Origin of the sequence: Streptomyces sp. NBC_01537, from assembly GCF_045040445.1 — a bacterium.
Taxonomy (GTDB): Bacteria; Actinomycetota; Actinomycetes; order Streptomycetales; family Streptomycetaceae; genus Actinacidiphila.
Window position 1 is genome coordinate 9794198 of record NZ_CP109392.1, and the last position, 21160, is coordinate 9815357.

At 69.7% G+C, this 21160-nt stretch carries 20 protein-coding genes and 4 pseudogenes; 13 read left to right on the top strand and 11 right to left on the bottom strand.

All coding sequences use genetic code 11. The annotated features are described in order from the left end of the window. Positions 1-33: 33 nt before the first annotated feature. Positions 34-414 (top strand): annotated as a pseudogene (locus OG607_RS45035) (IS5/IS1182 family transposase); the annotation flags it as partial. A gap of 12 nt (positions 415-426) precedes the next feature. Here OG607_RS45035 and OG607_RS45040 read toward each other — a convergent pair. Continuing rightward, a complete protein-coding gene (locus OG607_RS45040; RefSeq protein ID WP_405736436.1) occupies positions 427-996 on the bottom strand; it encodes a dienelactone hydrolase family protein in 570 nt (189 codons plus the stop codon). Between the two features lie 57 nt (positions 997-1053). Here OG607_RS45040 and OG607_RS45045 point away from each other — a divergent pair, with 57 nt between their 5' ends. Next, a complete protein-coding gene (locus OG607_RS45045) occupies positions 1054-1644 on the top strand; it encodes an ArsR/SmtB family transcription factor (protein ID WP_405736439.1) in 591 nt (196 codons plus the stop codon). Positions 1645-1747: 103 nt separating this feature from the next. Here OG607_RS45045 and OG607_RS45050 read toward each other — a convergent pair whose 3' ends face one another. After that, positions 1748-2437 carry a haloacid dehalogenase type II gene (locus OG607_RS45050; protein ID WP_405736440.1) on the bottom strand — a complete coding sequence of 230 codons (690 nt, stop codon included), beginning with the start codon at positions 2435-2437 and terminating at the stop codon, positions 1748-1750. Between the two features lie 775 nt (positions 2438-3212). Here OG607_RS45050 and OG607_RS45055 point away from each other — a divergent pair. After that, positions 3213-3380: pseudogene (locus tag OG607_RS45055) on the top strand (ISL3 family transposase); the annotation flags it as partial. Between the two features lie 227 nt (positions 3381-3607). Here OG607_RS45055 and OG607_RS45060 read toward each other — a convergent pair. Then, on the bottom strand, positions 3608-3949 hold the full coding sequence (locus tag OG607_RS45060) for a hypothetical protein (protein ID WP_405717259.1): 342 nt from the start codon (positions 3947-3949) through the stop codon (positions 3608-3610). Further along, positions 3942-4292, bottom strand: a complete 351-nt coding sequence (locus OG607_RS45065; RefSeq protein ID WP_405717257.1) for a hypothetical protein — start codon at positions 4290-4292, stop codon at positions 3942-3944. Before OG607_RS45065 ends, OG607_RS45060 begins: the two co-directional genes overlap by 8 nt. 487 nt (positions 4293-4779) lie before the next feature. Between OG607_RS45065 and OG607_RS45070 the strand changes: the two genes are divergently transcribed. Then, the gene (locus tag OG607_RS45070; RefSeq protein WP_405717255.1) at positions 4780-4998 is read left to right on the top strand and encodes a ribbon-helix-helix protein, CopG family; all 219 of its coding nucleotides are present in this window, start codon (positions 4780-4782) and stop codon (positions 4996-4998) included. Positions 4999-5913: 915 nt separating this feature from the next. Here the strand turns inward: OG607_RS45070 and OG607_RS45075 are convergent. Next, entirely contained in the window at positions 5914-6609 is a 696-nt protein-coding gene (locus tag OG607_RS45075; RefSeq protein WP_405717252.1) for an alpha/beta hydrolase, read from the bottom strand. An 847-nt stretch (positions 6610-7456) separates the two neighbouring features. Then, the gene (locus OG607_RS45080; protein WP_405717248.1) at positions 7457-8035 is read right to left on the bottom strand and encodes a TetR/AcrR family transcriptional regulator; all 579 of its coding nucleotides are present in this window, start codon (positions 8033-8035) and stop codon (positions 7457-7459) included. 91 nt (positions 8036-8126) lie between these two features. Between OG607_RS45080 and OG607_RS45085 the strand changes: the two genes are divergently transcribed. Together OG607_RS45085 and OG607_RS45090 are read left to right on the top strand one after the other, a co-directional pair. Continuing rightward, positions 8127-8573: an anthrone oxygenase family protein gene (locus OG607_RS45085; RefSeq protein WP_405717246.1), complete on the top strand. Its 447-nt coding sequence runs from the start codon at positions 8127-8129 to the stop codon at positions 8571-8573. A 16-nt stretch (positions 8574-8589) separates the two neighbouring features. Continuing rightward, positions 8590-9345 (top strand): annotated as a pseudogene (locus OG607_RS45090) (IS5 family transposase); the annotation flags it as partial. Here the strand turns inward: OG607_RS45090 and OG607_RS45095 are convergent. Continuing rightward, positions 9315-9764, bottom strand: a pseudogene (locus OG607_RS45095) (transposase); the annotation flags it as partial. The pseudogenes OG607_RS45090 and OG607_RS45095 overlap by 31 nt on opposite strands. 157 nt (positions 9765-9921) lie before the next feature. Here OG607_RS45095 and OG607_RS45100 point away from each other — a divergent pair. Continuing rightward, positions 9922-11433 carry an FAD-dependent monooxygenase gene (locus OG607_RS45100; protein ID WP_405717244.1) on the top strand — a complete coding sequence of 504 codons (1512 nt, stop codon included), beginning with the start codon at positions 9922-9924 and terminating at the stop codon, positions 11431-11433. 54 nt (positions 11434-11487) lie between these two features. On the opposite strand, the gene OG607_RS45105 is transcribed toward OG607_RS45100, so the two are convergent. Beyond that, positions 11488-12159, bottom strand: coding sequence for a ScbR family autoregulator-binding transcription factor (locus tag OG607_RS45105; protein WP_405717241.1), 672 nt, complete (start codon positions 12157-12159; stop codon positions 11488-11490). A 95-nt stretch (positions 12160-12254) separates the two neighbouring features. Between OG607_RS45105 and OG607_RS45110 the strand changes: the two genes are divergently transcribed. Next, positions 12255-13175, top strand: coding sequence for an NAD(P)H-binding protein (locus OG607_RS45110; RefSeq protein ID WP_405717238.1), 921 nt, complete (start codon positions 12255-12257; stop codon positions 13173-13175). On the opposite strand, the gene OG607_RS45115 is transcribed toward OG607_RS45110, so the two are convergent. Beyond that, on the bottom strand, positions 13127-14128 hold the full coding sequence (locus OG607_RS45115; protein ID WP_405717235.1) for a ScbA/BarX family gamma-butyrolactone biosynthesis protein: 1002 nt from the start codon (positions 14126-14128) through the stop codon (positions 13127-13129). The two genes, OG607_RS45110 and OG607_RS45115, sit on opposite strands and share 49 nt — an antisense overlap. 529 nt (positions 14129-14657) lie before the next feature. On the opposite strand from OG607_RS45115, the gene OG607_RS45120 reads away from it, so the two are divergent. From OG607_RS45120 to OG607_RS45135, 4 genes are all read left to right on the top strand, one after another. Continuing rightward, entirely contained in the window at positions 14658-14861 is a 204-nt protein-coding gene (locus tag OG607_RS45120; RefSeq protein ID WP_405717233.1) for an acyl-CoA carboxylase subunit epsilon, read from the top strand. A gap of 123 nt (positions 14862-14984) precedes the next feature. Next, the gene (locus OG607_RS45125) at positions 14985-16577 is read left to right on the top strand and encodes an acyl-CoA carboxylase subunit beta (protein WP_405717230.1); all 1593 of its coding nucleotides are present in this window, start codon (positions 14985-14987) and stop codon (positions 16575-16577) included. Positions 16578-16588: 11 nt separating this feature from the next. Then, positions 16589-17209: a ScbR family autoregulator-binding transcription factor gene (locus OG607_RS45130; protein ID WP_405717227.1), complete on the top strand. Its 621-nt coding sequence runs from the start codon at positions 16589-16591 to the stop codon at positions 17207-17209. Between the two features lie 454 nt (positions 17210-17663). After that, entirely contained in the window at positions 17664-18518 is an 855-nt protein-coding gene (locus OG607_RS45135) for a BTAD domain-containing putative transcriptional regulator (RefSeq protein ID WP_405717225.1), read from the top strand. Positions 18519-18635: 117 nt separating this feature from the next. On the opposite strand, the gene OG607_RS45140 is transcribed toward OG607_RS45135, so the two are convergent. Next, positions 18636-19580, bottom strand: a complete 945-nt coding sequence (locus OG607_RS45140; protein WP_405717222.1) for a BTAD domain-containing putative transcriptional regulator — start codon at positions 19578-19580, stop codon at positions 18636-18638. 195 nt (positions 19581-19775) lie between these two features. Then, positions 19776-19973 carry a hypothetical protein gene (locus OG607_RS45145; protein WP_405717220.1) on the bottom strand — a complete coding sequence of 66 codons (198 nt, stop codon included), beginning with the start codon at positions 19971-19973 and terminating at the stop codon, positions 19776-19778. Between the two features lie 306 nt (positions 19974-20279). Between OG607_RS45145 and OG607_RS45150 the strand changes: the two genes are divergently transcribed. Then, the gene (locus OG607_RS45150; protein WP_405717217.1) at positions 20280-21101 is read left to right on the top strand and encodes a BTAD domain-containing putative transcriptional regulator; all 822 of its coding nucleotides are present in this window, start codon (positions 20280-20282) and stop codon (positions 21099-21101) included. The last annotated feature ends 59 nt before the right edge of the window (positions 21102-21160 follow it).

The window sequence follows — 21160 nt, forward strand, 5'->3', positions numbered from 1 at the left end:
GAGCGGTCAGGCGTCGAATCGCTTCTCCTTTTATCTGCCCCACAGATGATCCCGGTTCTCGACCGCCTTCGCGTGCCCCGGTTGGACGGCGGCCGTCCCCGCACCCGGCCAGACCATCTCAGCGGCGACAAAGCGTACTCGTCACGCCGCAACCGCCGTTACCTGCGACGTCGGCAGATCAAGCACACCATCCCCGAACGCCGTGATCAGCGGGCCCACCGCCTGCGCCATGGCAGCAGCGGCGGCAGGCCCACCGGTTTCGATGCGGCACGATATGGCCGCAGAAACGAAGTTGAGCGGCTGATCAACCGATTGAAGGCGAACCGGGCAGTGGCCATTCGCTTCGACAAGAGGGCGTATGTCTTTTACGGCACCGTGACCGTCGCAGCCCTGCGCCTCTGGCTTTGCGCATGACCCGCCGACAACCTAGCGCGAGCCGAGGAACTCGATCGCCCGCTGGGTCAGGAGCTTGGCGGCGTCCGGGTCGTAGGACGCCAGCGAATTGTCCGCGAACAGGTGCTGGTCTCCGGGATACAGGAACATCTCCGCATCGGCGCGATCGGAGACGAGCGCGCGGGCGGCGTCGATGTCCTCGGCGAAGAACGGATCGGCTTCCTTCGCATGCACCTGCACCGGCACACTGTTGGGCCATGCCGCACCGAACTCCGACACGGGGATGCAGGCGTGGAACAGGAGCGCGCCCCGTGCGCCCGCCCGCGTCTGCGCCAGCTTCTGAGCGGGCAGCACACCGAGTGAGAAACCGGCGTAAACGGCGTCCTGCGGCAGGAGTTCGGCCGCGCGGACGCCGCGCTCGGTAATCTCGCCGAAGCCGAGCTCCTCGACGTAGCCCTGGCCCTCTTCGAGGGAGTTGAACGTGCGCCCGTCGAAAAGGTCGGGCGTGTGGACGGTGTGGCCGACCGCGCGGAGTTCGTCGGCGAAAGCCGCGACTCCGGGCGTGAGTCCCTGCGAGTGATGGAACAGTACGACCTCTGTCATGCCCAAACCCCTTGCCTGCGAGTAGCGAATGATCCGGAACTTTAGAATAATCGAAGAGTGTCGAACAATCCCCGTCTCCCCGACCACGACCTCGCCGACGTCACCGATGTGACGGCCCCGGCCCAGCTCCGCGCGCTGGCCAACCCCCTACGCAACGCCATCCTTGAGCTGCTCCTCGAACGCGCCGCGACGGTGAGCGAACTGGCCGCTGCACTCGGCCGCCCCAAGAGCACGGTCGCGCACCACGTGAGCGTCCTGGTGGACGCCCAGCTGCTGAAAGTCGTGCGGACCCGCCGGGTGCGAGCCATTGAAGAGCGCTACTACGGCCGCACCGCGCGCATCTTCCGCGTCGGCACGGTCAGCCCCACCGACGGGGCCCAGGCGCCCTACTGCAACAACGATCTCGCCACAGCCGCGGCCGAGTCGGCCTCCGCACATCAGGCAGATCAACTCTCCTCGATCGTGCGGCACGTGCGGATCCCCCGGGAGCAGGCCCGCGAGTTCTGGACGCGGGTCCTGGAGCTCGCCAACGACTACGCGCAGCTCCCGCGCGCAGGCGATGTGGTGTACGGCTTCGCGGCCGGGCTCTACCCGACCGACTATCCGGCGCTACCGGAGGCTGAATCTGCCGCAACGGACGCGGACTGACCCGTACCGCAGATCGTGGCATCCGTAACGACCACCTACAGCACCCGAACCTTCACCACCCTGCCCCTAACAACCCGCCAACTCGCATGATCCGTCGGACAGGCTAGGCATGGTCGAGTTGGTCGGCCAGACCGGCCAGGTCGTCGGCGTACAGGTCGAACCCGTCCGAGGAGGTGGGCGGGTCACCGACGGGGCGGGCGACGTAGGCGGTGCGCAGCCCGAGGCCCTGTGCTCCACGCAGGTCCCAGGCGTGGGCGGCGACCATCAGGAGCCGCTCCGGCGGTCGTCCGGAAACGGTGACGGCCAGCTGGTAGACCGCCGGGTCCGGCTTGTAGGTCCGGGCGTCCTCGGCGGACAGTGCCTGGTGCCAGCGCAGCCCGGCGTGCGCGTTGATTCCCAGCAGCGCCGTCCGACTCGCGTTGGAGAGCCCGATCAGCGGAAACCGTTCGGCGAGCCGGGCGAGCCCCGCCACGGTGTCGGGCCACGGCGGGAGCCTGCGACCTGACAGAGCCAGCTCCGCTACGGCGGCCGGGTCGTCGACTCCGGCGGCATCCGCGACGAGCCGGGCGGCTTCCAGGTCGAGGACGCCGCTGGCGAGGTAGGGCCGGACACCGTCGAGGATGCGACGCTGCTCGCGCTCGATGTGCTGCTGCCACAGCGACAAAAGCCGCTCGACCCTGAGATCGTCAAGCGATGGGGCGAGTTCACGGATGCCGGCGCGGATACCGGCGGGTTCGTCGACGAGCGTGCCGAGCACGTCGAACACGACCGCATCGACCTCCAACTCTGACATGGGAGAGGTCTCCTGGACGAAGCAGGGGCGTAAGAGTGGCTGTTAGCCGAACGCAGCGGGAAGTCACCCTAATTCCCGAACCACACGGCCTGTGCGGCAACCGCATCAAGGTCGCCAACTACCGCGGCCGCCAAGCCACAGCGCACGACCGGCGCACCACCTCCGAGAAGACCCCGGGGAGAGCGACCGGCAGCGAAGAGAGTGGCGTGGCTCCGTCCATGATCCGCCGGACAGGTCCTAGCCTCATCCAGCTTCAGCAGCCCCGTGAGAGGGGTTCAAATACGGGTTCTCAATCGGTCGCAGCGGGGCCCGCTAGGTGGAGTCATTTCTCACCTACAAAATCGGGTCTCCCAGGCACCGGGTGGAGTCAGAACTGACCTACAAGTGGCGTCAACCGTCACCTACGAAGCCACCGTTCGCTGGCGGACTCGTCGGTTGCCGGGCGTGGGGTGATGGTCGTGGTGAGGGTACGCCGCTTCAAGTGCGTCAATGATGCGTGCCTCCAGACAACGTTCAGCGAGCAGGTCGCGGGTCTCACGTCGCTGTTCGCCCGGCGGACGTCGGCGTTGACCAAGGCGCTGGCGTCGATCGCGCTGGCGCTGGCCGGCCGGGCCGGATCCCGGCTCGCTGCTCAGCTGGCATGCCGTGCGGCCGTGACCTGCTCATCAAGCTGATCCGAGTGCAGCCCCTGCCCGCAGTCCCGGCGGTGACTGTGCTCGGCGTCGACGGCTTCGCGATCCGGCGCCGTCACTCCTACAGCACCGTCCTGATCGACATGGAAACGCACCGGCCGATCGAGGTGCTGCCGGACCGTGAGGCCCAGACGCTGGCCAATTGGCTGGCCGGGCATCGCGGCATCGAGATCGTGTGCCGCGACCGCGGCGGCGCCTACGCCGGGGGCGTCCTGGCCGGCGCACGGGACGCCGTGCAGGTCGCGGAGTTCTTCCAGCTGTGGAAGAACCTGTGCGAGGCGGCGCAGAAGACGGTCGTGGCACACCACGGCTGCCTGCGTCAGGCAGCTCGCCCCGAGGCCGAACCCCAAGAGCACGCGCCCGGGCCGGAGATCCCCGGCCCGCCGAGCCGGGACTACCCGCTGGCCGCCCGCACCCGACAACGCTACCGTCACCGCACCGTGCCTGCGTGGTTGGTGGGGGTGGGTGGTGGGGTTTGCTATTCGGGGCGGCTGCCGGTTGCGGCGTTTGCGCTGGCGCTGCCGAAGAAGAATCCGAAGGCGGCGCTGGCCAGGGTGACCACGGGGGTGAACAGGAGGGACAGTTCGCGGAATTTTTCGGGTGTGAAGTCCTTGTCGAAGACGAAGGCGGTTTCGGCGAGGAGGACTTGCAGGGCGACTAAGAGCAGGAGGCCGATGGCCAGGAAGCGCCGGGTGTGTTCCCGGTGTGGGGGTGGCTGCAGTCGTACGATGCCGCCCAGTCCGGCGCTGGGGGCGGGCGGCTCGTCCTCGCTGAGGTCCGCCGGCTGGTTGCGGGCGGTGGGGGAGTCCGGGTCAGTCATGGCACCTCCGCTGGCACGGTATGCAGGGCGGCCGGGGTTCTTCCCGGGTGGTGTAGACGCCTTCCAGGCCCGCTCCGACATCGTGCGGCGTGCGGCGCAGGGCGCCGAACTCCTCTTCGCCGCGGGCGCCGTCGCCGTCGAGCTCGGGGTGCTGGGGGTCGGCGGGCGTCTGCCGGGCCGTCAACTGCGGTGCCCCGTAGGGGCTGACGGGGCCGTCGGGGGAGGCGAACAAGGGGCACCGCTGGTCGGCGGCCACCCGTACCGTCGCGCCGGATACGTACGGGCACAGGTCGCCCGGTGAGGGTGTGTTCCCGCTGGAGTGGGGAGCGCCGTCGATCGTCATGCCCCGGCTCGCTTCTGTCGGCGGCGCCTCCGGGAGAGCGTCCGCGCCGTGCAAGCCCGAATGGGCTTGAGGGGGAGCTTATCATATGAGGTGTGATCTCAGTGTGCATCCTGTACGCTTCAGATGTGGCAAAAAAGCGTGTTTCACCCCCATGAGGGGCGGGAATTATGTTGACGTGAGCTGGGTTCCGGGGCATGATGAACGCTTGGGAATCCAGTCGAATGAGATGTCTGCCGGTGGCCTCAACGGAGCGGCGGTCGCAGCGTCTCATCGCTTTTGGCCACGGGGGCGTCGGCCTGGGCGGACTGGCAACAACGACGGGGGCTGTAGTCGCCTTGCTGTGCCTGAGGCCGGCGGTGCGTACGGAGTGTGTGACGGGGGCGAGCCTGCATGGCGTGGGCGGGCCTGGACGATGTCCTGGCTGCCCGGCGGCCGCGGCTCCGGCGTCTGTCGTGTCCCGGGCTCGCGAACAATGAAGGAGTCGGGGATGTCCGAGCAGAAGCTGTTCACCCGGTTGAGCGTCAATCTCAACGATGAAGCGGCGCGTGCCCTGAAGGAGAACAGCGACAGGCGCGGCATCTCCATCACCGAGGCCGTCCGTCGAGCCATCGCCGTGTACGACTTCATCGAGCGTGAGACCGCCGCCGGTAACCGCATCCAGGTTGTCGACCCCGAAGGCAGGGTCCGCGAGCTTCTCCTGGTCTGACGCGCGGCGGGCATGACGTTGACCCGCCGCGCAATCTTTTTGTCTGCCGCCGTACGGCGTGTGCCTCCTGGAGGGGGTGGGGCGGTTGTCCGTGGCCGGGAGTGCCGAGCCGGTGGTATTCGCCCCGCTGTGGCCGCATCGACCACCACCGTGCCGTGCGGGCACGGCCCTGGCCCTCCCTGCGTGCCCGCGGATCCCCGACGGGGGATCCGCGGGCAGGAGGCAGTGGCTGCGGGTGGGCTGCCTGCTGTGTCTTCGGGCTTGCCCGTGCGCCGGAGCGTCGGCCCGCCACAGGCCCTGCTCGGCGAGGTCGCGCCCGTGGTGTGCCTCGCCCGCCGCGGGGGAGAGGCGGTCGTTCGAGGTGACGTCACCTCGGACGGACGGACGGACGGCTCGGCGGCGGCGGCGGCGTGTTCGGTGACAGCGGCGCGGGCCTGGCAGGCGTCCGTCAGCCGCCAGGTGCGCCCGGTCCGGGCGCGGGCCACAAGCAGCAGGGCCGGGCCGTCGCAGCCGCGGTGGCGTCCGTGCCACGGGGCGCCCCTGCTCGCCGCGCCGGCAGGTCCGCAGATGCGGGGCGAGGGGCTCGGTGCGGGCGTGCTGCGCCAGGTGCGCCACCACCGCTCCCCGGGTGGCAGCAGCCCCGGGGCCGCAGGGGATCCGGTGACGCTCGGTGGGGGGCTGGTTGGTGTTGGGTGTCGTGGCCGGCCTGGTGTGGTGGTGGTTCGTTGAGAGGCGGTGGGCGGGGGCCGGGTGGGGAGGTCAGGGTGTGTGAGCTGGGGTTGTGTGTTGTGTGTTGTGTGTTGAGCGGGGCTGGGTTCGTTGCAGGTGGCGGCAGGGCTGAAAGGCCCGGTGCGCGTTTGGGCTGGTCAGGGCTGTTTGTGCTGGTTGGTGGTCAGGGCGTGCATCGGAAGTGGATCAAGTCGTGGTAGCGAGTTCGACGAGGTGCCGGGCTGTGCCGGCAGGATCGATGATCTGATGGAGGTGTGCGCCGGGCAGGTGTGCCGCATGCCAGCCGCGTTCACGCGCCTCGGCTGCGAGGTCGTCATACGGAGGACCGAACAGCAAGTAGGAGCAGGGATGGTCATCCCAGCCGTCGGGGACCGGGATGTGCTGCTCGTAGTAGGACAGCGGCAGGGTCGGCTGCTCCTCGATGATGGTCTGCCGCACCATCGGATCAGCGAACATGGGTGCGATGTCTGCCTCGTCCCACCAATCGGTCCAGCGTGGCAGCCTGCCGTTCACAGCCATCGGGCGAAGGAACTCCAGCAGCTCGGGTGAGGCGACAGGGGTCGGTCCGGTCCGGGCCGGCAGCGCGGCGTCGACGAAGATCGAGCTGGTCACCGGATGGTCCAGGCCCGAGCGGATCGCCGGGAGGAACAAGCCTGCGTTGCTGTGTGCCACCAGCGTGACGGGGCTGTCGGCCGGGACCTGCCGGAGGTCGTCGTGGATGGCGTCGACGACGCGGGGCCAGAAGGGCGGAGCGCCGGCGCCTATGTGCAGCAGGGACGGCACCCGCACCTGGTATCCCGCCGCCGTCAGGTGTTCGGCCGTGGGGTGCCAGGTCGAGGGGCCTACGGACGGACTGTGCACGAGAACGAAGATCGGCTGCATGTGACGATCCTGTCGCCCATGCCATGGAAGGCGCGACAGTCTTGGCCGACGGCAGAACGCTTCGCTTCAAAGAAGCCCGTGCGCCGCCACAGCACGGGCGTTCACCACCATGGGTTGATGGCGGCGATGGGGACGGTCGCTTCGTGGCGGACGGCAGGCCTGTCGTACCTCGTGGCGGCGGCCCGGTGCCTGTTGAGGCGGTTGATGCCGCGCTCGGCCGCGTGCCGGGCGTTGTAGTCCCTGCGGGTCGGACTTCGGCGGCCGGCCGCCGCGCGAGCCGGGTTTCTTGCGGTTGCGGGCCTGGTCGGCCTTGTCCGCGATGGTGCGGAGGATCCCGTGCCGCCGCAGGTGGGCGCGGTTCCTGCGCGAGGCGTACGCCTCATGGGCGCGTGGGTTGGCCGTTGAGCCAGTCCGGGCGGGGGCCGGGCAGGACGTCTGGTCTGTATGCGGCGCCGGGGGTGCTTCGACAAGACAGACGCTGTTCCGGGCCCCTGCCGTATCGAGCTCGGTCGCCGTAGCGTGCCGTGGTTCGAGCCATTCCCAGGGCCACCTCCCGGTCAGCCGGAGCCGTCGAGCTCTTCACGAGAGCGAGGGCCCTGGGCTGGGCTGGGGCCACGGACGGCTGATGGGGTGGTGCGCCCGCGAGCGCTTCTATGAGGGCGCGTATCGGGTCGTGACCAATGAGCATGGCAGCTTCCGGGGCGGGTGCCCGTCTGGGGTGCGGGGTCCGGCGGTCTGTGGCTGCGCCGTGTGGGCGCGTGTAACCCAAAGCGGTGCCGCAGGCAGGCAGTGGCGGGGCCCGAGGGCCCCGGCCGGGTGCCCGCCGGGATGGTGTGTCAATGGTGTGTCAGGTGATGGCGAGTCGGTCCACCAGCAGCTCCACCCTCGGCTCGGTGTCCTCCGGCGGCAGCCGTCCCGCCCGGGTCAGGGTCGCCAGCCCGTGCAGGGCCGCCCAGAACGTCTCGGTGAACAGCCCCGGGTGGACGCCGTCCCCGGCGACCTCGCCGAGGCACTCCAGCAGCGCGGCGAAAGCGTCCTTGAGAGGTTCCGGGGTGTCCTGCTGTGCGTACGGGAGACCGCCGTCGAGCTGGAAGATGGCGTCGTAGACCGCGGGGTTGCGTGCGGCGAAGTCGAGGTAGGCGCGGGCGAGGGCGGCGACCCGCTCGCGCGGGCCGTCTGCGGCGGCGGTCGCGGCGCGCACCGCCGCGGCCAGTTCGGCGGCGCCCTCCAGGGCGACGGCGCCGATGATCTCGCGTTTGCCGCGGAAGTGGCTGTAGAGGACGGGCTGGCTGTATTCGATGCGCTCGGCGAGCTGGCGGGTGGTGACCGCGTCCCAGCCCTGCTGCTCGGCGAGTTCGCGGGCCGTGGCCACGATGAGGCGCTCGCGGACCGCCCGTTCGCGCTCCTTGCGTTCCTGTACCGACATGATTCGATCCTAGCACCGCTAGACAATCAAGCGGCAGTAGTACTAGCGTTGCCTCGCCATCTAGCGACACTAGATTTCAGGAGGGGTAGTCATGCTCAACGCACTTGAGGTCTTCACCACCGTGGTCGTCGGCCTGATGGTGGGGGTGGAATTCTCCGTCGCCTTCGTCATGAACCCGATCCTCAACGCCCTCCCCGAGGACAGTGGCCAACTCGGCCACGCCCACGGGGGCCGGATGCTCGGCGCCCTGATGCCCCTCTGGTACATCGGCTCGCTCGTCCTGAGCGCGCTCTGGGCCATCGCCGGATGGCATCACCACGGCGCCGGCCTGGTCGTCATCGCCGCCGCGCTGCTGATCCTGAGCGTGATCATGTCGCTCCTGCTGCTCGTCCCGATCAACAACCGGAACAAGACGTGGACCCCCGAGAACCGGCCCGAGGACTGGAAGGAGCAGATGAACCGCTGGCTCCGCTTCCACTACGTCCGCGTCGCCGTCATCATCGCCGCCTTCACCCTGCTCGTCGCCGCCCTCGCCTGAGCTTGCGGGCCGACACCAGTGGGCCCTTCTCGAACCGCTCCTGCCCGTCCCGGCCTGCCGGACCAAGACCGGCGGGCATCCCGAGAAGTGGCCCCGACGGCAGATCGTCGATGCCATCGGCTACATCGTCGGCAACGGCGCCAAGTGGCGTGCTCTGCCCTCCGACTACCCGCCGTGGGAAACGGTTTACGGGTTTTTCGCCCGATGGAACCGTCGCGGCGTGATCACCTACATCCGTGACCAGCTCCGTCGTCGGCTGCGCACTGGCCCGGGACGATGCGCCTACCCGGTCACGCTGATCATCGACCCGCAGTCCGTCAAGGGCGCCACCACGGTAAGCCGGGCGACACGCGGATTCGATCCCGCAAAATTGATCAACGGGCGCAAGAGACATCTCGCGGTGGACACGAAGGGCTTCCCCGTGATGATCATGGTGACGCCCGCCGACATGCAGGACCGCGACGCCGCCCGCGAACTGCTCTGGCGCCTTCGCCTCACGCACCCGCAGATCACCCAGGTCCGGGCCGACTCCGCCTGTGCCGGCCAGCTCGTCACCTGGGCTGAGGACTTCCTCCACATCACCCTCAAGACCGTCTCCCGCCCCAGGGGCGCCAAAGGCTTCGTCGTGCTCCCGCGCCGCTGGCGTGTCGAACGCACCCTGGGATGGATCATGAACGCTCGCCGCAACGCCCGTGACTACGAACGCCTTCCCCAGCACGGCGAAGCTTCCTCATGCTGTTGTCAAGCGGCTGTGGTCACTGGTGGTGTGACTTGGTAGCACCGTCGGTCTCGGATCAGGGCCCACAGGACGTTCACGCGTCGGCGGGCGAGGGCGAGCACGGCCTGGACGTGCTTCTTGCCTTCGGCGCGTTTGCGGTCGTAGAACTTCCGCGAGTTGGGGTCGCAGCGGACGCTGAGGAGTGCGGAGGTGCAGAAGACGCGCTGGAGTCTTCGGTGGTAGGTGACCGGCCGGCGGAGGTTGCCGCTGACCTTGCCCGAGTCACGAGGCGCGGGTGCGACGCCGGCGAAAGCCGCCAGGGCGTCCGGGGAGTCGAAGTCCTCCAGGCTGCCGCCGGCGGCGGCGAGGAACTCCGCACCGAGCACGGTGCCGATACCCGGGACGCTCAGGACGATGTCAGCGAGTTCGTGCTCGCGAAACCGGCCTTCAATGAGCTTGTCCACCTCGGCAATGCGCTCGTTCTGACAAGGTCCGCCCCTTGTCGGGGTCCCACTTCCGGGCGCGCGCCCACCGGGCCGGATCCGGCCTGCCCCGAACCCTGTAATAAAAACGGCTTAGCCGGTATATTTCCGCTTCGTACGGTGGCCGGGGGGCGAAGGGGGTACCGCTGTGCGGGAGTTGTGTGCGGTGCGGGCGCAGGTCGTGGTGGTCGGGGGAGGGCCCGTCGGACTGCTGGTCGCGGCCGAGTTGGCCGCGTACGGGATCGATACGGTGCTCCTGGAGGCGCGGGACCGGGTGTCCGAGCGGCCCAAGGCGACCACGCTGCACGCCCGGGCGGTACAGGGCCTGGCCAGGCGGGGGTACCTGCCCGGCGGCAGGAACCCGTCCGCCGGGTGCCCGGCGGGGCGGCCCTTTCACTTCGCCGGGCTGCCGGGGCTGGTCATCACGGCCCCCGAGAACGAGCCGGAGCCGATCCTGAAGTGTGCGCAGGCGGAGCTGGAGCGGCTGTTCGAGCAGCGGGCCGGGGCGGCCGGGGCGCGGATCCTGCGCGGGTACCGGGTGACGGAGGTCCGCCAGGAGGCGGACGAGGTGCGCGTCGAGGCCGAAGGGCCGCAGGGGCCCGCCGTGTTCGTGGCCCCGTACGCGGTGGGGGCCGACGGGGCGCGCGGTACCGTCCGGGAACAGGCGGGCATCGCCTGCGACACCCGTCCGGCGTCGGTGTCCGCGCTGATGGGCGCCGTCACGATCGCGAGCCCGGACACGCTGGCCGACGGCTGGCACTGCACCGCACGTGGCTGGATCGTGGCCAAGCGGGACCCGGCGGGCCGTACCCACATCCGGACGCTCAACTGCGCCGGCGCCCACGGGGACCGGCAGCTCGCGCCCACCCTGGAGGAGCTGCGCCGGGAGGTGTCCTGGATCGCCGGGCGCGACATCGCGATGCAGGAGCCGCGCTGGCTCAGCCGGTTCAGCGACTTCACGCGGCTGGCCCGGACCTTCCGCGCGGGAGGCGTCTTCCTGGTGGGGGACGCGGCGCACGTGCACTTCCCGATCGGCGGGCAGGGCCTGAGCACCGGGGTGCTGGACGCGCTGAACCTGGGCTGGAAACTGGCGCTCGCGGTGCTCGGGGCGGCGGGTGCGGGCCTGCTGGACACCTACGACGCGGAGCGTCGGCCGGCCGCCGGGCGGGTCATCGAGAACACCCGGGCGCAGCTCGCGCTGATGCGGCCGGGACCCGAGTCCGACGCGCTGCGCGGGGTGTTCACCGGGCTGCTGGCCTCGCAGGACGGCCAGGGGGGTCATGGGCACCTCGGCGCCATGGTCAGCGGCCAGGACACCGTGCTGCCGCCCGTCACCGGACGTCCGTCACCTGCCGCAGGAACGTTTCTGCGAAACATCTCGATCACCACGGCAACAGGTGAGAGCGATGTGATCGAGCTGATGCGGGCGGGCCGGCCGCAGCTGCTGCTCTTCGGCGAGAAGGGCAGCAGCTACCGGGACCAGGCGCGGGAGTGGGAGGGGATCGTGCGGGTGGTCAGCGTCCTGCCCACGCCCGAAGTGCCGTACGAGGCGCTGCTGGTGCGGCCCGACGGCTACATAGCCTGGGCGCCGGGCGGCGAAGAGCTGACCGTGGCGCTGTCGGCGTACTTCGCCGCGGGCGCCCGGGTGGGGGCTCCGTGACGGGAGCGGGGGCATGGCGGGAGGCGGATGCGTCCCGCCTCGGGCCCCCGCCGTTCAGACGGCGGCTTTCTCGGCTCCCTGCTCGTCGAACAGCCTCAGGGCCTCGGCGTACACCGTGGCTCCCCGGCTCTCGGAGACGTCCAGCGAGACCAGGACGGAGGACACCACCGCGCTCGGCAGCAGGTGGCGCAGCAGCGCGGACACCCTCGACGGCAGGTCGCCGTAGTTGCAGACGGCCTGGGACATGGACTGGACGCCGGCGAACGAGGCAACGATCACCTCGGCGGTCTCGACCGGAACCACGTGCGGCAGCAACTCGCCCTGGGCCCGGGCCTTCTCGAGCAGCGCCTGGCCGACCTCGGCCCAGCGCAGGAACGGGCCGCTGCGGTCGAGGCCGTTCGCCTGCTGGTCCATGGTCAGCCGTACGCCCGCGCGCACCATGGGATCGGTCTGCAGGCGGTACGCGTGCAGCATCACCGAGTCCACGACCTCCTGCACCTTCGAGGCGCGGTCGGGAACGATCAGCCGCTGGTCCTGCTCGGCGAGCACGCCCAGGGCGAGGTCCCCCTTCGACTGGAAATGGAAGTACAGGGCCCCCTTGGTGACCCCGGCCGCGGACAGGATCTGGGAGATCGTGGCCGCTTGGTACCCGTGTTCCTCAAAGATCCTGGCTGCCGAAGAAAGGATCGTCTGGCGTGTGCGGGTGGCTCGTACCTGCTCAACCACGGTTCCCTCCTGCCTCCTCAGGTCGACCTGGCATGGGAAGCCATAAGAGACCGCCCGGTTTGTATCTTACAGCGGTTAACCAGGGAGGGAAGATCATGATTCTGGTCACAGGAGCGACGGGGACGATCGGCCGGGAGGTGGTCCGCCTGCTGCCGGCGCACCTGGCGGTCCGCATCCTGGCCAGAGACCCGGCGGCCGTCACCGGTGGATCCACGACGGCCGAGACCGTTCAGGGGGACTATGAGGACCCGGGGTCGCTGATGCGCGCGCTGAGCGGGGTGCGGGCCGCCTTCCTGGTGACGAATCGGATCGCGGACGACGACGCGCGCTTCTTGCGGGCCGCGCGTTCGGCCGGGGTGCGCCACGTCGTGAAACTCTCCGCCGCCGGGGTCACGGACGGCGAGGCCGAGGACCTGATCACCCGGTGGCAGCGCGGCAACGAGGAGCTGTGGCGCGGGTCCGGGCTGGAGTGGACCCTGCTGCGGCCCCGCCTGTTCATGTCCAACACCCTCTCCTGGGCGGAGTCCGTCCGTACGCACGGTGTGGTGCGGGCGCTCTACGGGACGTCGGCCAACGCCTGCGTCGATCCCCGCGACGTCGCCGAGGTGGCGGTACGCGCGCTCACCGGGGACCGGGAGCGGTATGCCGGGACGGCCCTCACGCTGACCGGGCCGGAGCCGCTCACGGCGGTCCGGCAGACGGCCCAGCTCGCCGAACTGCTGGACCGTCCGCTGCGCTTGGAGGAACTCGGTCCCGGGCAGGCGCGCACCGTGCTGGCCGAGCGCTATCCGCGGGACATCGTCGAGGCGATCCTGGAGCGGGCCGAGCAGCAGCGCCAGGGCGGCAAGAGCGAGGTGGACGGGACCGTTCCCGCCCTGCTCGGCCGGCCGGCCGGTTCCTTCCGCATGTGGGCCAGGCACCATCTGAGTGCTTTCCGTGCGTCGATGGAGCCGGTTTCCGCAGCCGGTCAGAGCCCGTGCGAGCCCGCCGTCACGATGGCGGAGAAGGCGGACTGACCGCCCTGACGGGCGGTCACGAGGACCGTCTGCTCGCCGGGGGAGGCCGCGGCCTCGAGCAGACGGGCCTCGATCATGCAGGGCGCGTCGAGCTCGACGTACCGCTTGAACCGGGTGGCGATGGAGAGCGGCAGATAGGAGGACCGGCCCAGCACGGCGGCCGTGGCCTGGCGGGCGGCCTCGATCAGCACCGTGCCGGGTATGTGGTCGACCGGGTGCTCGAAGAGCACGGGGTGGCGGGTGTCCACGCGCAGTTGCCAGCAGGCCTCCTCGCCGGTGGGGGAGAGTACGACGTCCATGGGCGACATGCGCCCGACGCTCTGCGGCGCCGCCGGGCTGATGAGGGGCAGCTGGTGCCAGTCCCCGCCGAACGTGTGGTCGCCGCGGACCCGCTGGTAGACCGCGGGCGCCAGACAGCAGTAGGAGCCGGTGCCCGTCGCGACGACGTTTCCGTCGCGGCGGAAGACCGCCTCGATGCGGAGCCCCGACAGCCGCCCGCCGCGTCGGGTGATCTCGGTGCACGTGACGTCGATGCTGAGCGCCGCGGGTGCGTAGCCCACCAGGAGGTGTTCCGGGCGTACGGCGATGTCGAGGTCCCAGATGACGAACTGGTGGCCAAGGGGCACACCGAACTCGGCATGGGCCAGCAGGATGCCGACCTGGCGGATCGTCTCGCAGGCGATGAGCGGGTCGTGGTACCCGTCCGCCACCGGGGTGAAGAAGCTGTGGCCGCGCGGCCACTGCGCGGTGATGCGGAAGTGGGTGTCGTCCACCCGCGCCCAGTCGGTGAGCAGAACCTCGGCGACGGCCGACCGGTGTACAAACTCCTTGGGAACGGTGCTGGTCAGGGTCGTGGCGCCGGCGACACGGGCTGTGACGGCGGTAACCGTGGCGGCCTCCCTCGTCCAGGTGTCGAAGGCTGTGCGCTCCATCTGAGACTTGCTCGCTGACATAGCTCCCCCTTGTGCTGCTGGAGTTGTGCTCGGCTTTTCCCCTCTGGCCCGGGAAGATACATACCAACCGGTTTAATTTCCAGGGTTTCTCAGGTGCCTCCACCAAGAATTAGTGGAGGCATTTACTCCGATTCGCCCGTTCGTCCTGGTGGGTGCCGTCCTCCCGAGCCCGGCGGCCGCCGGCCCTCCGATGCCGGGCGGGACCGCGTTGAGCAGGACGCGAGCCGTTCTTGAGCGGCGCCGGCAACGGCGTCCGCACCCGCGGTCCGCTTCTGGCCGGCCGCTCCTCCAAAACCCGCACAGACGGTTTGTTAAGCGCCTCGTGGACCCACAGGAACGGGGCGGCGCCGGAGCGGGTGCGGCTCGTTTTCGATGCGCCGGTCCCGCCCTGGGGCGGCCGCGCGCGGCGTGCCGTTGCCGACGCCGGCGTCCGCCGGCATCGAACCCGAACCCGAGCCCGTCTCAAGCGGGGCGAGAGCGGTTCATTAGCCGGGTGTCCGATGGTGGCCGCAGACCCCGAGGAGGGACAGTGGTCGAGTCGGACACCGGGAAGCTCGCGCTGCGGATCGAGCGCGGGTCGGTCAGCGAGGAAGAGCTGGCCGCGCTCACCGCCGTGCTGTGCTGGGCGCTGGCGCAGGAGGACGAGGTGGGCGGGGACGAGTTGCCCGATGTCCCGCTGTGGCGACGCGAGCGGTCCAGCTCGGTCTATCGCTCCCCTTATCACTGGCGGTAGCGCCGGTGAGGCATTTGTCCATGGCTGATTTCGTGTGGCCGCCATACTCCCGTTACACAAACCGCATTGGCGGTTTGTTACGGTGGGTTCGTCGATGGGGCCGCACCCTGGGAGGGACGTGTCGTGACCGTTGTGAATGACATTCCTCGGGCCTTCGCGGAGACGGCGGACGCTTACGGGCGTGTGGCCGAACTGCATGCGGTCCGTGCGCAAGCGCTCGCCGGGCCGAGTGAAAGGGCGACCGAGGCGCAGCACGCCAAGGGCAAGCTGACCGCTCGGGAGCGCATCGCGCTGCTGCTCGACGAGGGCTCGTTCAACGAGGTGGAGCAGTTGCGCCGGCACCGGGCGACCGGTTTCGGCCTGGAGGCCAAACGCCCGTACACCGATGGTGTGATCACGGGCTGGGGCACGGTCGAGGGCCGCACGGTCTTCGTCTACGCGCATGACTTCCGGATCTTCGGCGGGGCGCTGGGCGAGGCCCACGCGACGAAGATCCACAAGATCATGGACATGGCCATGTCGGCGGGTGCCCCGCTGGTCTCCCTGAACGACGGCGCGGGTGCCCGTATCCAGGAGGGCGTCTCGGCGCTGGCCGGCTACGGCGGCATCTTCCAGCGCAACACCAGGGCCTCGGGTGTCATCCCGCAGATCTCGGTGATGCTGGGCCCGTGCGCCGGTGGCGCGGCCTACTCCCCGGCGCTGACGGACTTCGTGTTCATGGTCCGTGAGACCTCGCAGATGTTCATCACGGGCCCGGACGTGGTCCGTGCGGTGACCGGCGAGGAGATCACCCAGAACGGCCTCGGCGGCGCTGACGTGCACGCCGGCACCTCGGGCGTGGCGCACTTCGCGTACGACGACGAGGAGACCTGCATCTGCGAGGTCCGCTACCTGCTCTCCATGCTTCCGCAGAACAACCGCGAGTACCCGCCGTGCGTGCCGTGCACGGATCCTAGGACCCGGCGCACCGAGGTGCTGCTGGACCTGGTTCCGGCCGATGGCAACCGCCCGTACGACATGGCCAAGGTGATCGAGGAGCTCGTCGACGACGGCGACTACCTGGAGGTCCACGAGCGCTGGGCGCGCAACATCGTCTGCGCCCTGGGGCGGCTGGGCGGCCAGGTGGTCGCCCTGGTGGCCAATCAGCCGCAGTCGCTGGCCGGTGTGCTCGACATCGAGGCCTCGGAGAAGGCCGCGCGGTTCGTCCAGATGTGCGACGCCTTCAACATCCCGATCATCACGCTGCTGGACGTGCCCGGCTTCCTGCCCGGTGTCGACCAGGAGCACGGCGGCATCATCCGGCACGGCGCCAAGCTGCTGTACGCGTACTGCAACGCCACCGTCCCGCGGATATCGCTGATCCTGCGCAAGGCCTACGGCGGCGCCTACATCGTCATGGACTCCCAGTCCATCGGCGCCGACCTGACCTACGCGTGGCCCACCAACGAGATCGCGGTGATGGGCGCCGAGGGCGCCGCAGGCGTCATCTTCCGCAAGCAGATAGCCGAGGCCGAAGACCCCGAGGCCATGCGCGAGCACATGGTCAAGGAGTACAAGGCCGAGCTGATGCACCCCTATTACGCCGCCGAGCGCGGCCTGGTCGACGATGTCATCGACCCGGCCCGGACCCGCGAGGTCCTGATCAACTCGCTGGCGATGCTCCGCAGCAAACACGCAGACCTGCCCTCTCGAAAGCACGGCAATCCCCCGCAGTAACGGAGCACTCGATGGCCAAACAAGAACGTGCGGTGCGAACGCGGGAGAGCCTGATCAGATCCGCAGCCGAGACCTTTTACCGCGAGGGCTTCGCGGTGGCGTCCCTGTCCGTGATCAGCGCACAGGCCGGAGTGAGCAGCGGAGCGCTGCACTTCCACTTCGCCAGCAAGGCGGCCCTGGCCGACGCCGTGGAGACCGCCGCGCTGGACCGGTTGCGGATCATCGCCCAGGTGGCGTCGAGGCAGGGGGCGGGCCGGCTCCAGTGCCTGGTCGATGTGACCCACGGGCTCGCCCTCGGGTTGCGCAGGGACGTGGTGCTGCGGGCGGGGTTCGGGCTGAGCGGCGACATGGCCCGCGTGACGCCGGGCGGCCTGCGTGAGCACTGGCGGTGCTGGGTCGAGGAGGCCGTGGCGGAGGCCGGGAAGGCGGGGGAGCTGCGGCCGGGGGTGGCGCCGCAGGACGCCGTGACCGCGGTGGTGGCCGCGACCGTGGGCTTCGAGACGCTCGGCGCACGGGAAGAGGTCTGGCTCACGCCGCGTACGATCGCCCGGTTCTGGGAGCTGCTGCTGCCGGCGCTGGCGGCGGGGGACCGCCTCGCGGCGTTGGAACCGGAAGGATCAGCCGGCGACTAGGAAAGACCGGTCGGTTTGTTTTCGTTCGCTGGTGAAATCTCGGCCCCGGCTGCCCATGCACCGCGTTTCAGCAGGTGAGGGCAGGTTCGGCAGGTGGCCCCGGCTCTTCGCGAAGACGCGAGGGGGCCGGGGCCGCTTGCGTGCGGCGGCCGGGAAGGTTTCGGCCATGTCGTAAAGACCCTCTTCCGCCGGTGTTCAGCTGGATCGTTGCGCCAACTTGCTGGGGAGCAGAGGCCGATTGGCACCCGGATGGGAGCAGCGGGGGTGGTCATGGAGTCAAGAAGTGGCTGGAAACAGTCTGCCAAACGCTCCGGATAGGTGTCTGGGATTGACAAACCGACTGCGCTGTTTTGTTATCAAGGGGTCCGGTTGGTTTTGCACCCGGGCCCCGGCAGCGGGAAACGCGGGAAACGCGCAGGCCGGGAACGGCCTCCAGGCGACCTTTGGGGAAAACGTGGACATCGAAGTGCTTGGTGCGCTGTCCGTTCATGAAAACGGGGTGTCGATCACACTGACGGCACCCAAGCCGCGGCAGGTCCTGGCCCTGCTCGCGCTCCACGCCGACCATGCGGTCCCCGTGGCCACGCTGATCGAGGAGTTGTGGGAGCACAACCCGCCGCGCAGTGCGCGCACCACGTTGCAGACGTACGTCCTGCAACTGCGCGAGGCCATCGGCGTGGCACTGGCGTACGGCGAGAACGAGCGCTGCACCCCGAAGGACATTCTGGCCACTCTCCCCGGCGGCTACCGCCTGGAGACCCGTGGCGGAAGCGTCGACTTCCGGGAGTTCGAGCGCAGGGCCGGTGCGGGCTACCGGGCGATGGACGCCGACGACTACCAGGGCGCCGCGCGCCGGCTGGCGGACGCGCTCTCGCTGTGGACCGGTCCCGCGCTCACCGACGTACAGGCCGGGAGCCGGATCGAGACGGAGGTCAGGCGTCTGGAGGAACTGCGCCTGTGCGCGCTCGACCAGCGCATAGAGGCGGATCTGCGCCTGGGCCGCCACCGCGAGCTGCTGTCGGAACTGACCGTCCTGGTCAAGCAGTACCGCCTGCACGAGAGCCTGCACGGTCAGTTCATGCTGGCACTGCACCGCTCGGGCCGACGCGGCGAGGCGCTCAACGTCTACCAGCGGCTGCGCACCATGCTCGTCTCCGAGCTGGGCCTTGAGCCCTCGGCCGCGTTGGGCAGGCTGCAGCGCTCCATCCTGATGGCGCACCCCGACAGTGCGGCCCCGCTCAAGGCGACTCTCCCGGTGACCGCTCCGGCGGGGGCCGGCGGCGGGCGGCTCGTGACGCGGACCAACTGACCGCCCGGGCCTGGCGACAGCCGGCGGCATGACCACTGAAGCCCTTCTCCCGGGCCCTCGAACGAGGGCCCGGGAGAAGGGCTTCAGTGGTCATGCACGGGGCGCCGAGGACGGCCGTCAGCGGCTCGTCACGCGGTCCATGGCCAACTGCTCGAAGCGGTCGGTCAGTTCTCGCTGCTGCCGGCTCAGCACCTCGACCTGGTGGCGCAGCCGGGCCACCTCGGCACGCAGCGGGTGCAGGCCCGCCGCCCCCTGCGTCTCTCCGGTTTCTCCGGGTGCCGGGTCCTGCCGGTGACGGATCGACTCCATACGGCCGCGCAGTACGGGCCCCGGCTCCACTCCGAGGTCGTGCACGAGCCGGCGTCGCGCCCGGTCGTAGACGCCCAGTGCCTCGGCCTGGCGCCCGCACTGGTACAGCGCGGTCATGAGCAGCTCGTAGAACCGTTCACGCAGCGGGTGGGAAGCCGTCAGCTCCGCCAGCTCGCCGGCGACCTCCCCGGCCCGGCCGGCCCGCAGGCAGGCGTCGTACAGCGTCTCCAAGGTGATCAGCCGGCTCTCCTCCAGCAGCGATGCCTCGGTCGAGCAGATGGTGCCGCGGCCCGCGCCCTCCAGTGCGGGGCCGCGCCACAGCGCCAGCGCCTCGCGCAGGACCTCGGCCGAACGGGCCGGGTCGGTGGCGGCCAGCGAGCGGCCCCGGGCCGTGAGGTGGTGGAAGCGCTGGGCGTCGGTGCCGGACCGGCCCAGGCGCAGTGCGTAGCCCAGCGGGCGGGTCACGAGCCACTCGTAGTGGCTCTCGCCGGAACCGGAACCGGAACCGGAACCGGGTGCGGGGACGGGCAGCAGTCGGCGCAGCCGGGCGATATGGCTCTGGAGGGCATTGGCGGCGTTGGCGGGCGGATGTTCGCCCCACAATTCGTCGACGAGCCGGTCCGAGGAAACGACCTGGCCGGCCTTCACGACGAGCGTACCCAAAAGGGCGCGCTGCTTGGCGCCGGCCGGTGTGATCCGTATATCGGCGCGCTCGCCGAAGACCTGGACGGGACCCAGGATCCCAAACTCCATCTCATCCTCGCACGGGGAGAGTCGGCAAGTACGCGGCCGCGGATCCGTACTCGGCATTCACTCAGAAATGGCCGGGGAAAGATCCTTGCGCTCTTATCGGACTCTAGGCGCTTCTCGGCGCCGGTGGAGGATTTATCAGCCGTACGCGGGGACTCGTGGAGTGTTCCTTGAGGGGGATTCAGGTGCCTGGCGTCTTCATGGCCGGTCGCCGGTCAGGTCCGGAAAGCCCACCTGCACCCCGCGCCGATGCCAGGCGCCCAGCAGCCGCAGCAGGGTCTTCGGATCGGGCAGGCCCTGCAGCCCGGGCGGGCCTGCGGCCTGGTCCCGGGCGAGTCGGTTCAGCAGCCCGCGGGTGAACGGGTCGGCGCCGCGCGCCGTCGAATCCGTTGCCATGGCCGGAAACCTAACAGCGCCCACTAGAGCGCCGAAAGAGAACCCGGTCGGCCGATACGGGTCTTTACATGACACGCCGGTGTCTTCTCGGCGCTATGTCGGCTGCCTGTGCGCCGGGTCCGGCGGTCCCATTGGAAGGTCGCTCAAGACGCACTCAATTTCTGCATATGAGACGGTCGGGGAAGGATATGGTGCCCCTCGTCCGCCGTCTACGGCAATGACAAGAAGGGCCGGAAGGCGACACTATCGAAAAACTCGAACACCGGCTTGTTGCCGAAGTCGGCCGGCAATGCGCGGAGGGGAATCATGAAGATCAAGGTACTGGGTCCGTTGAATGTCGAAGTCAACGGTATATCGGTCGTCCCGACTGCGGGCAAACCGCGCCAGATCCTGGCGCTGCTCGCGCTCTACCCGGGCAGGGTGGTGCCCGTGCCCACGCTGATGGAAGAGATCTGGGGCACCCACCTGCCACAGAGCGCGCTGACCACGCTTCAGACCTACATCCTCCAGCTGCGTCGCAGACTGGGCACCGCCATGGGCCCGGACGCGCCCGGCTCGGCCAAGGACGTGCTCGCCACCCGGTACGGCGGCTACCTGCTCCAGATCCCGGCCGAGGCGGTCGACGTGCGCACGTACGAGTGCCTGGTGGCGGAGGGGCAGCAGGCGTTCGAGGACGGCGAGGACGCCCGGTTGGCCAAGTGTCTGCGCGCGGCACTGGACCTGTGGGAGGGGCCCGCGCTGGTGGACGTACGCGTCGGCCCGATCCTCGACATCGAGGTGATGCGGCTGGAGGAGAGCCGGCTCGTGGCCCGCGAGCGCCGCATCGACGCCGACCTGCGGATGGGCCGGCACATCGAACTCATCGCCGAACTCACCGACCTGATCGCCCGCCACCCCCAGCACGAAGGGCTGCACTCGCAGGCGATGGTCGCGCTCTACCGGTCGGGCCGGCAGGCCAGCGCACTCGACGTCTACCGCCGGATGCGCCAGCGGCTGATCGCCGAGCTCGGCGTGGAGCCCTCGCCGCAACTCCAGCGGCTGCACCAGGCGATGCTCGCCGTCGACCCACGCCTGGACGTGGCCTGCGGGCCGCGGCGCACCTCGACCTTCGATCTGTACGCAGCCTGAATCGAGTACCGCTCAAGGCACACAGGTGACGCTCGGGCCGCGGCGGCGCCGTACGACCG

What these genes read in the sequence shown, in the direction of transcription:
- OG607_RS45115 (WP_405717235.1), bottom strand. Translation starts at nt 14,128, where the DNA reads ATGTCAGCGAGCAAGTCTCAGATGGAGCGCACAGCCTTCGACACCTGG.
- OG607_RS45140 (WP_405717222.1), bottom strand. Translation starts at nt 19,580, where the DNA reads ATGGAGTTTGGGATCCTGGGTCCCGTCCAGGTCTTCGGCGAGCGCGCC.
- OG607_RS45050 (WP_405736440.1), bottom strand. Translation starts at nt 2,437, where the DNA reads ATGTCAGAGTTGGAGGTCGATGCGGTCGTGTTCGACGTGCTCGGCACG.
- OG607_RS45060 (WP_405717259.1), bottom strand. Translation starts at nt 3,949, where the DNA reads ATGACTGACCCGGACTCCCCCACCGCCCGCAACCAGCCGGCGGACCTC.
- OG607_RS45150 (WP_405717217.1), top strand. Translation starts at nt 20,280, where the DNA reads ATGAAGATCAAGGTACTGGGTCCGTTGAATGTCGAAGTCAACGGTATA.
- OG607_RS45075 (WP_405717252.1), bottom strand. Translation starts at nt 6,609, where the DNA reads ATGCAGCCGATCTTCGTTCTCGTGCACAGTCCGTCCGTAGGCCCCTCG.
- OG607_RS45145 (WP_405717220.1), bottom strand. Translation starts at nt 19,973, where the DNA reads ATGGCAACGGATTCGACGGCGCGCGGCGCCGACCCGTTCACCCGCGGG.
- OG607_RS45080 (WP_405717248.1), bottom strand. Translation starts at nt 8,035, where the DNA reads ATGTCGGTACAGGAACGCAAGGAGCGCGAACGGGCGGTCCGCGAGCGC.
- OG607_RS45130 (WP_405717227.1), top strand. Translation starts at nt 16,589, where the DNA reads ATGGCCAAACAAGAACGTGCGGTGCGAACGCGGGAGAGCCTGATCAGA.
- OG607_RS45085 (WP_405717246.1), top strand. Translation starts at nt 8,127, where the DNA reads ATGCTCAACGCACTTGAGGTCTTCACCACCGTGGTCGTCGGCCTGATG.
- OG607_RS45110 (WP_405717238.1), top strand. Translation starts at nt 12,255, where the DNA reads ATGATTCTGGTCACAGGAGCGACGGGGACGATCGGCCGGGAGGTGGTC.
- OG607_RS45065 (WP_405717257.1), bottom strand. Translation starts at nt 4,292, where the DNA reads ATGACGATCGACGGCGCTCCCCACTCCAGCGGGAACACACCCTCACCG.
- OG607_RS45040 (WP_405736436.1), bottom strand. Translation starts at nt 996, where the DNA reads ATGACAGAGGTCGTACTGTTCCATCACTCGCAGGGACTCACGCCCGGA.
- OG607_RS45070 (WP_405717255.1), top strand. Translation starts at nt 4,780, where the DNA reads ATGTCCGAGCAGAAGCTGTTCACCCGGTTGAGCGTCAATCTCAACGAT.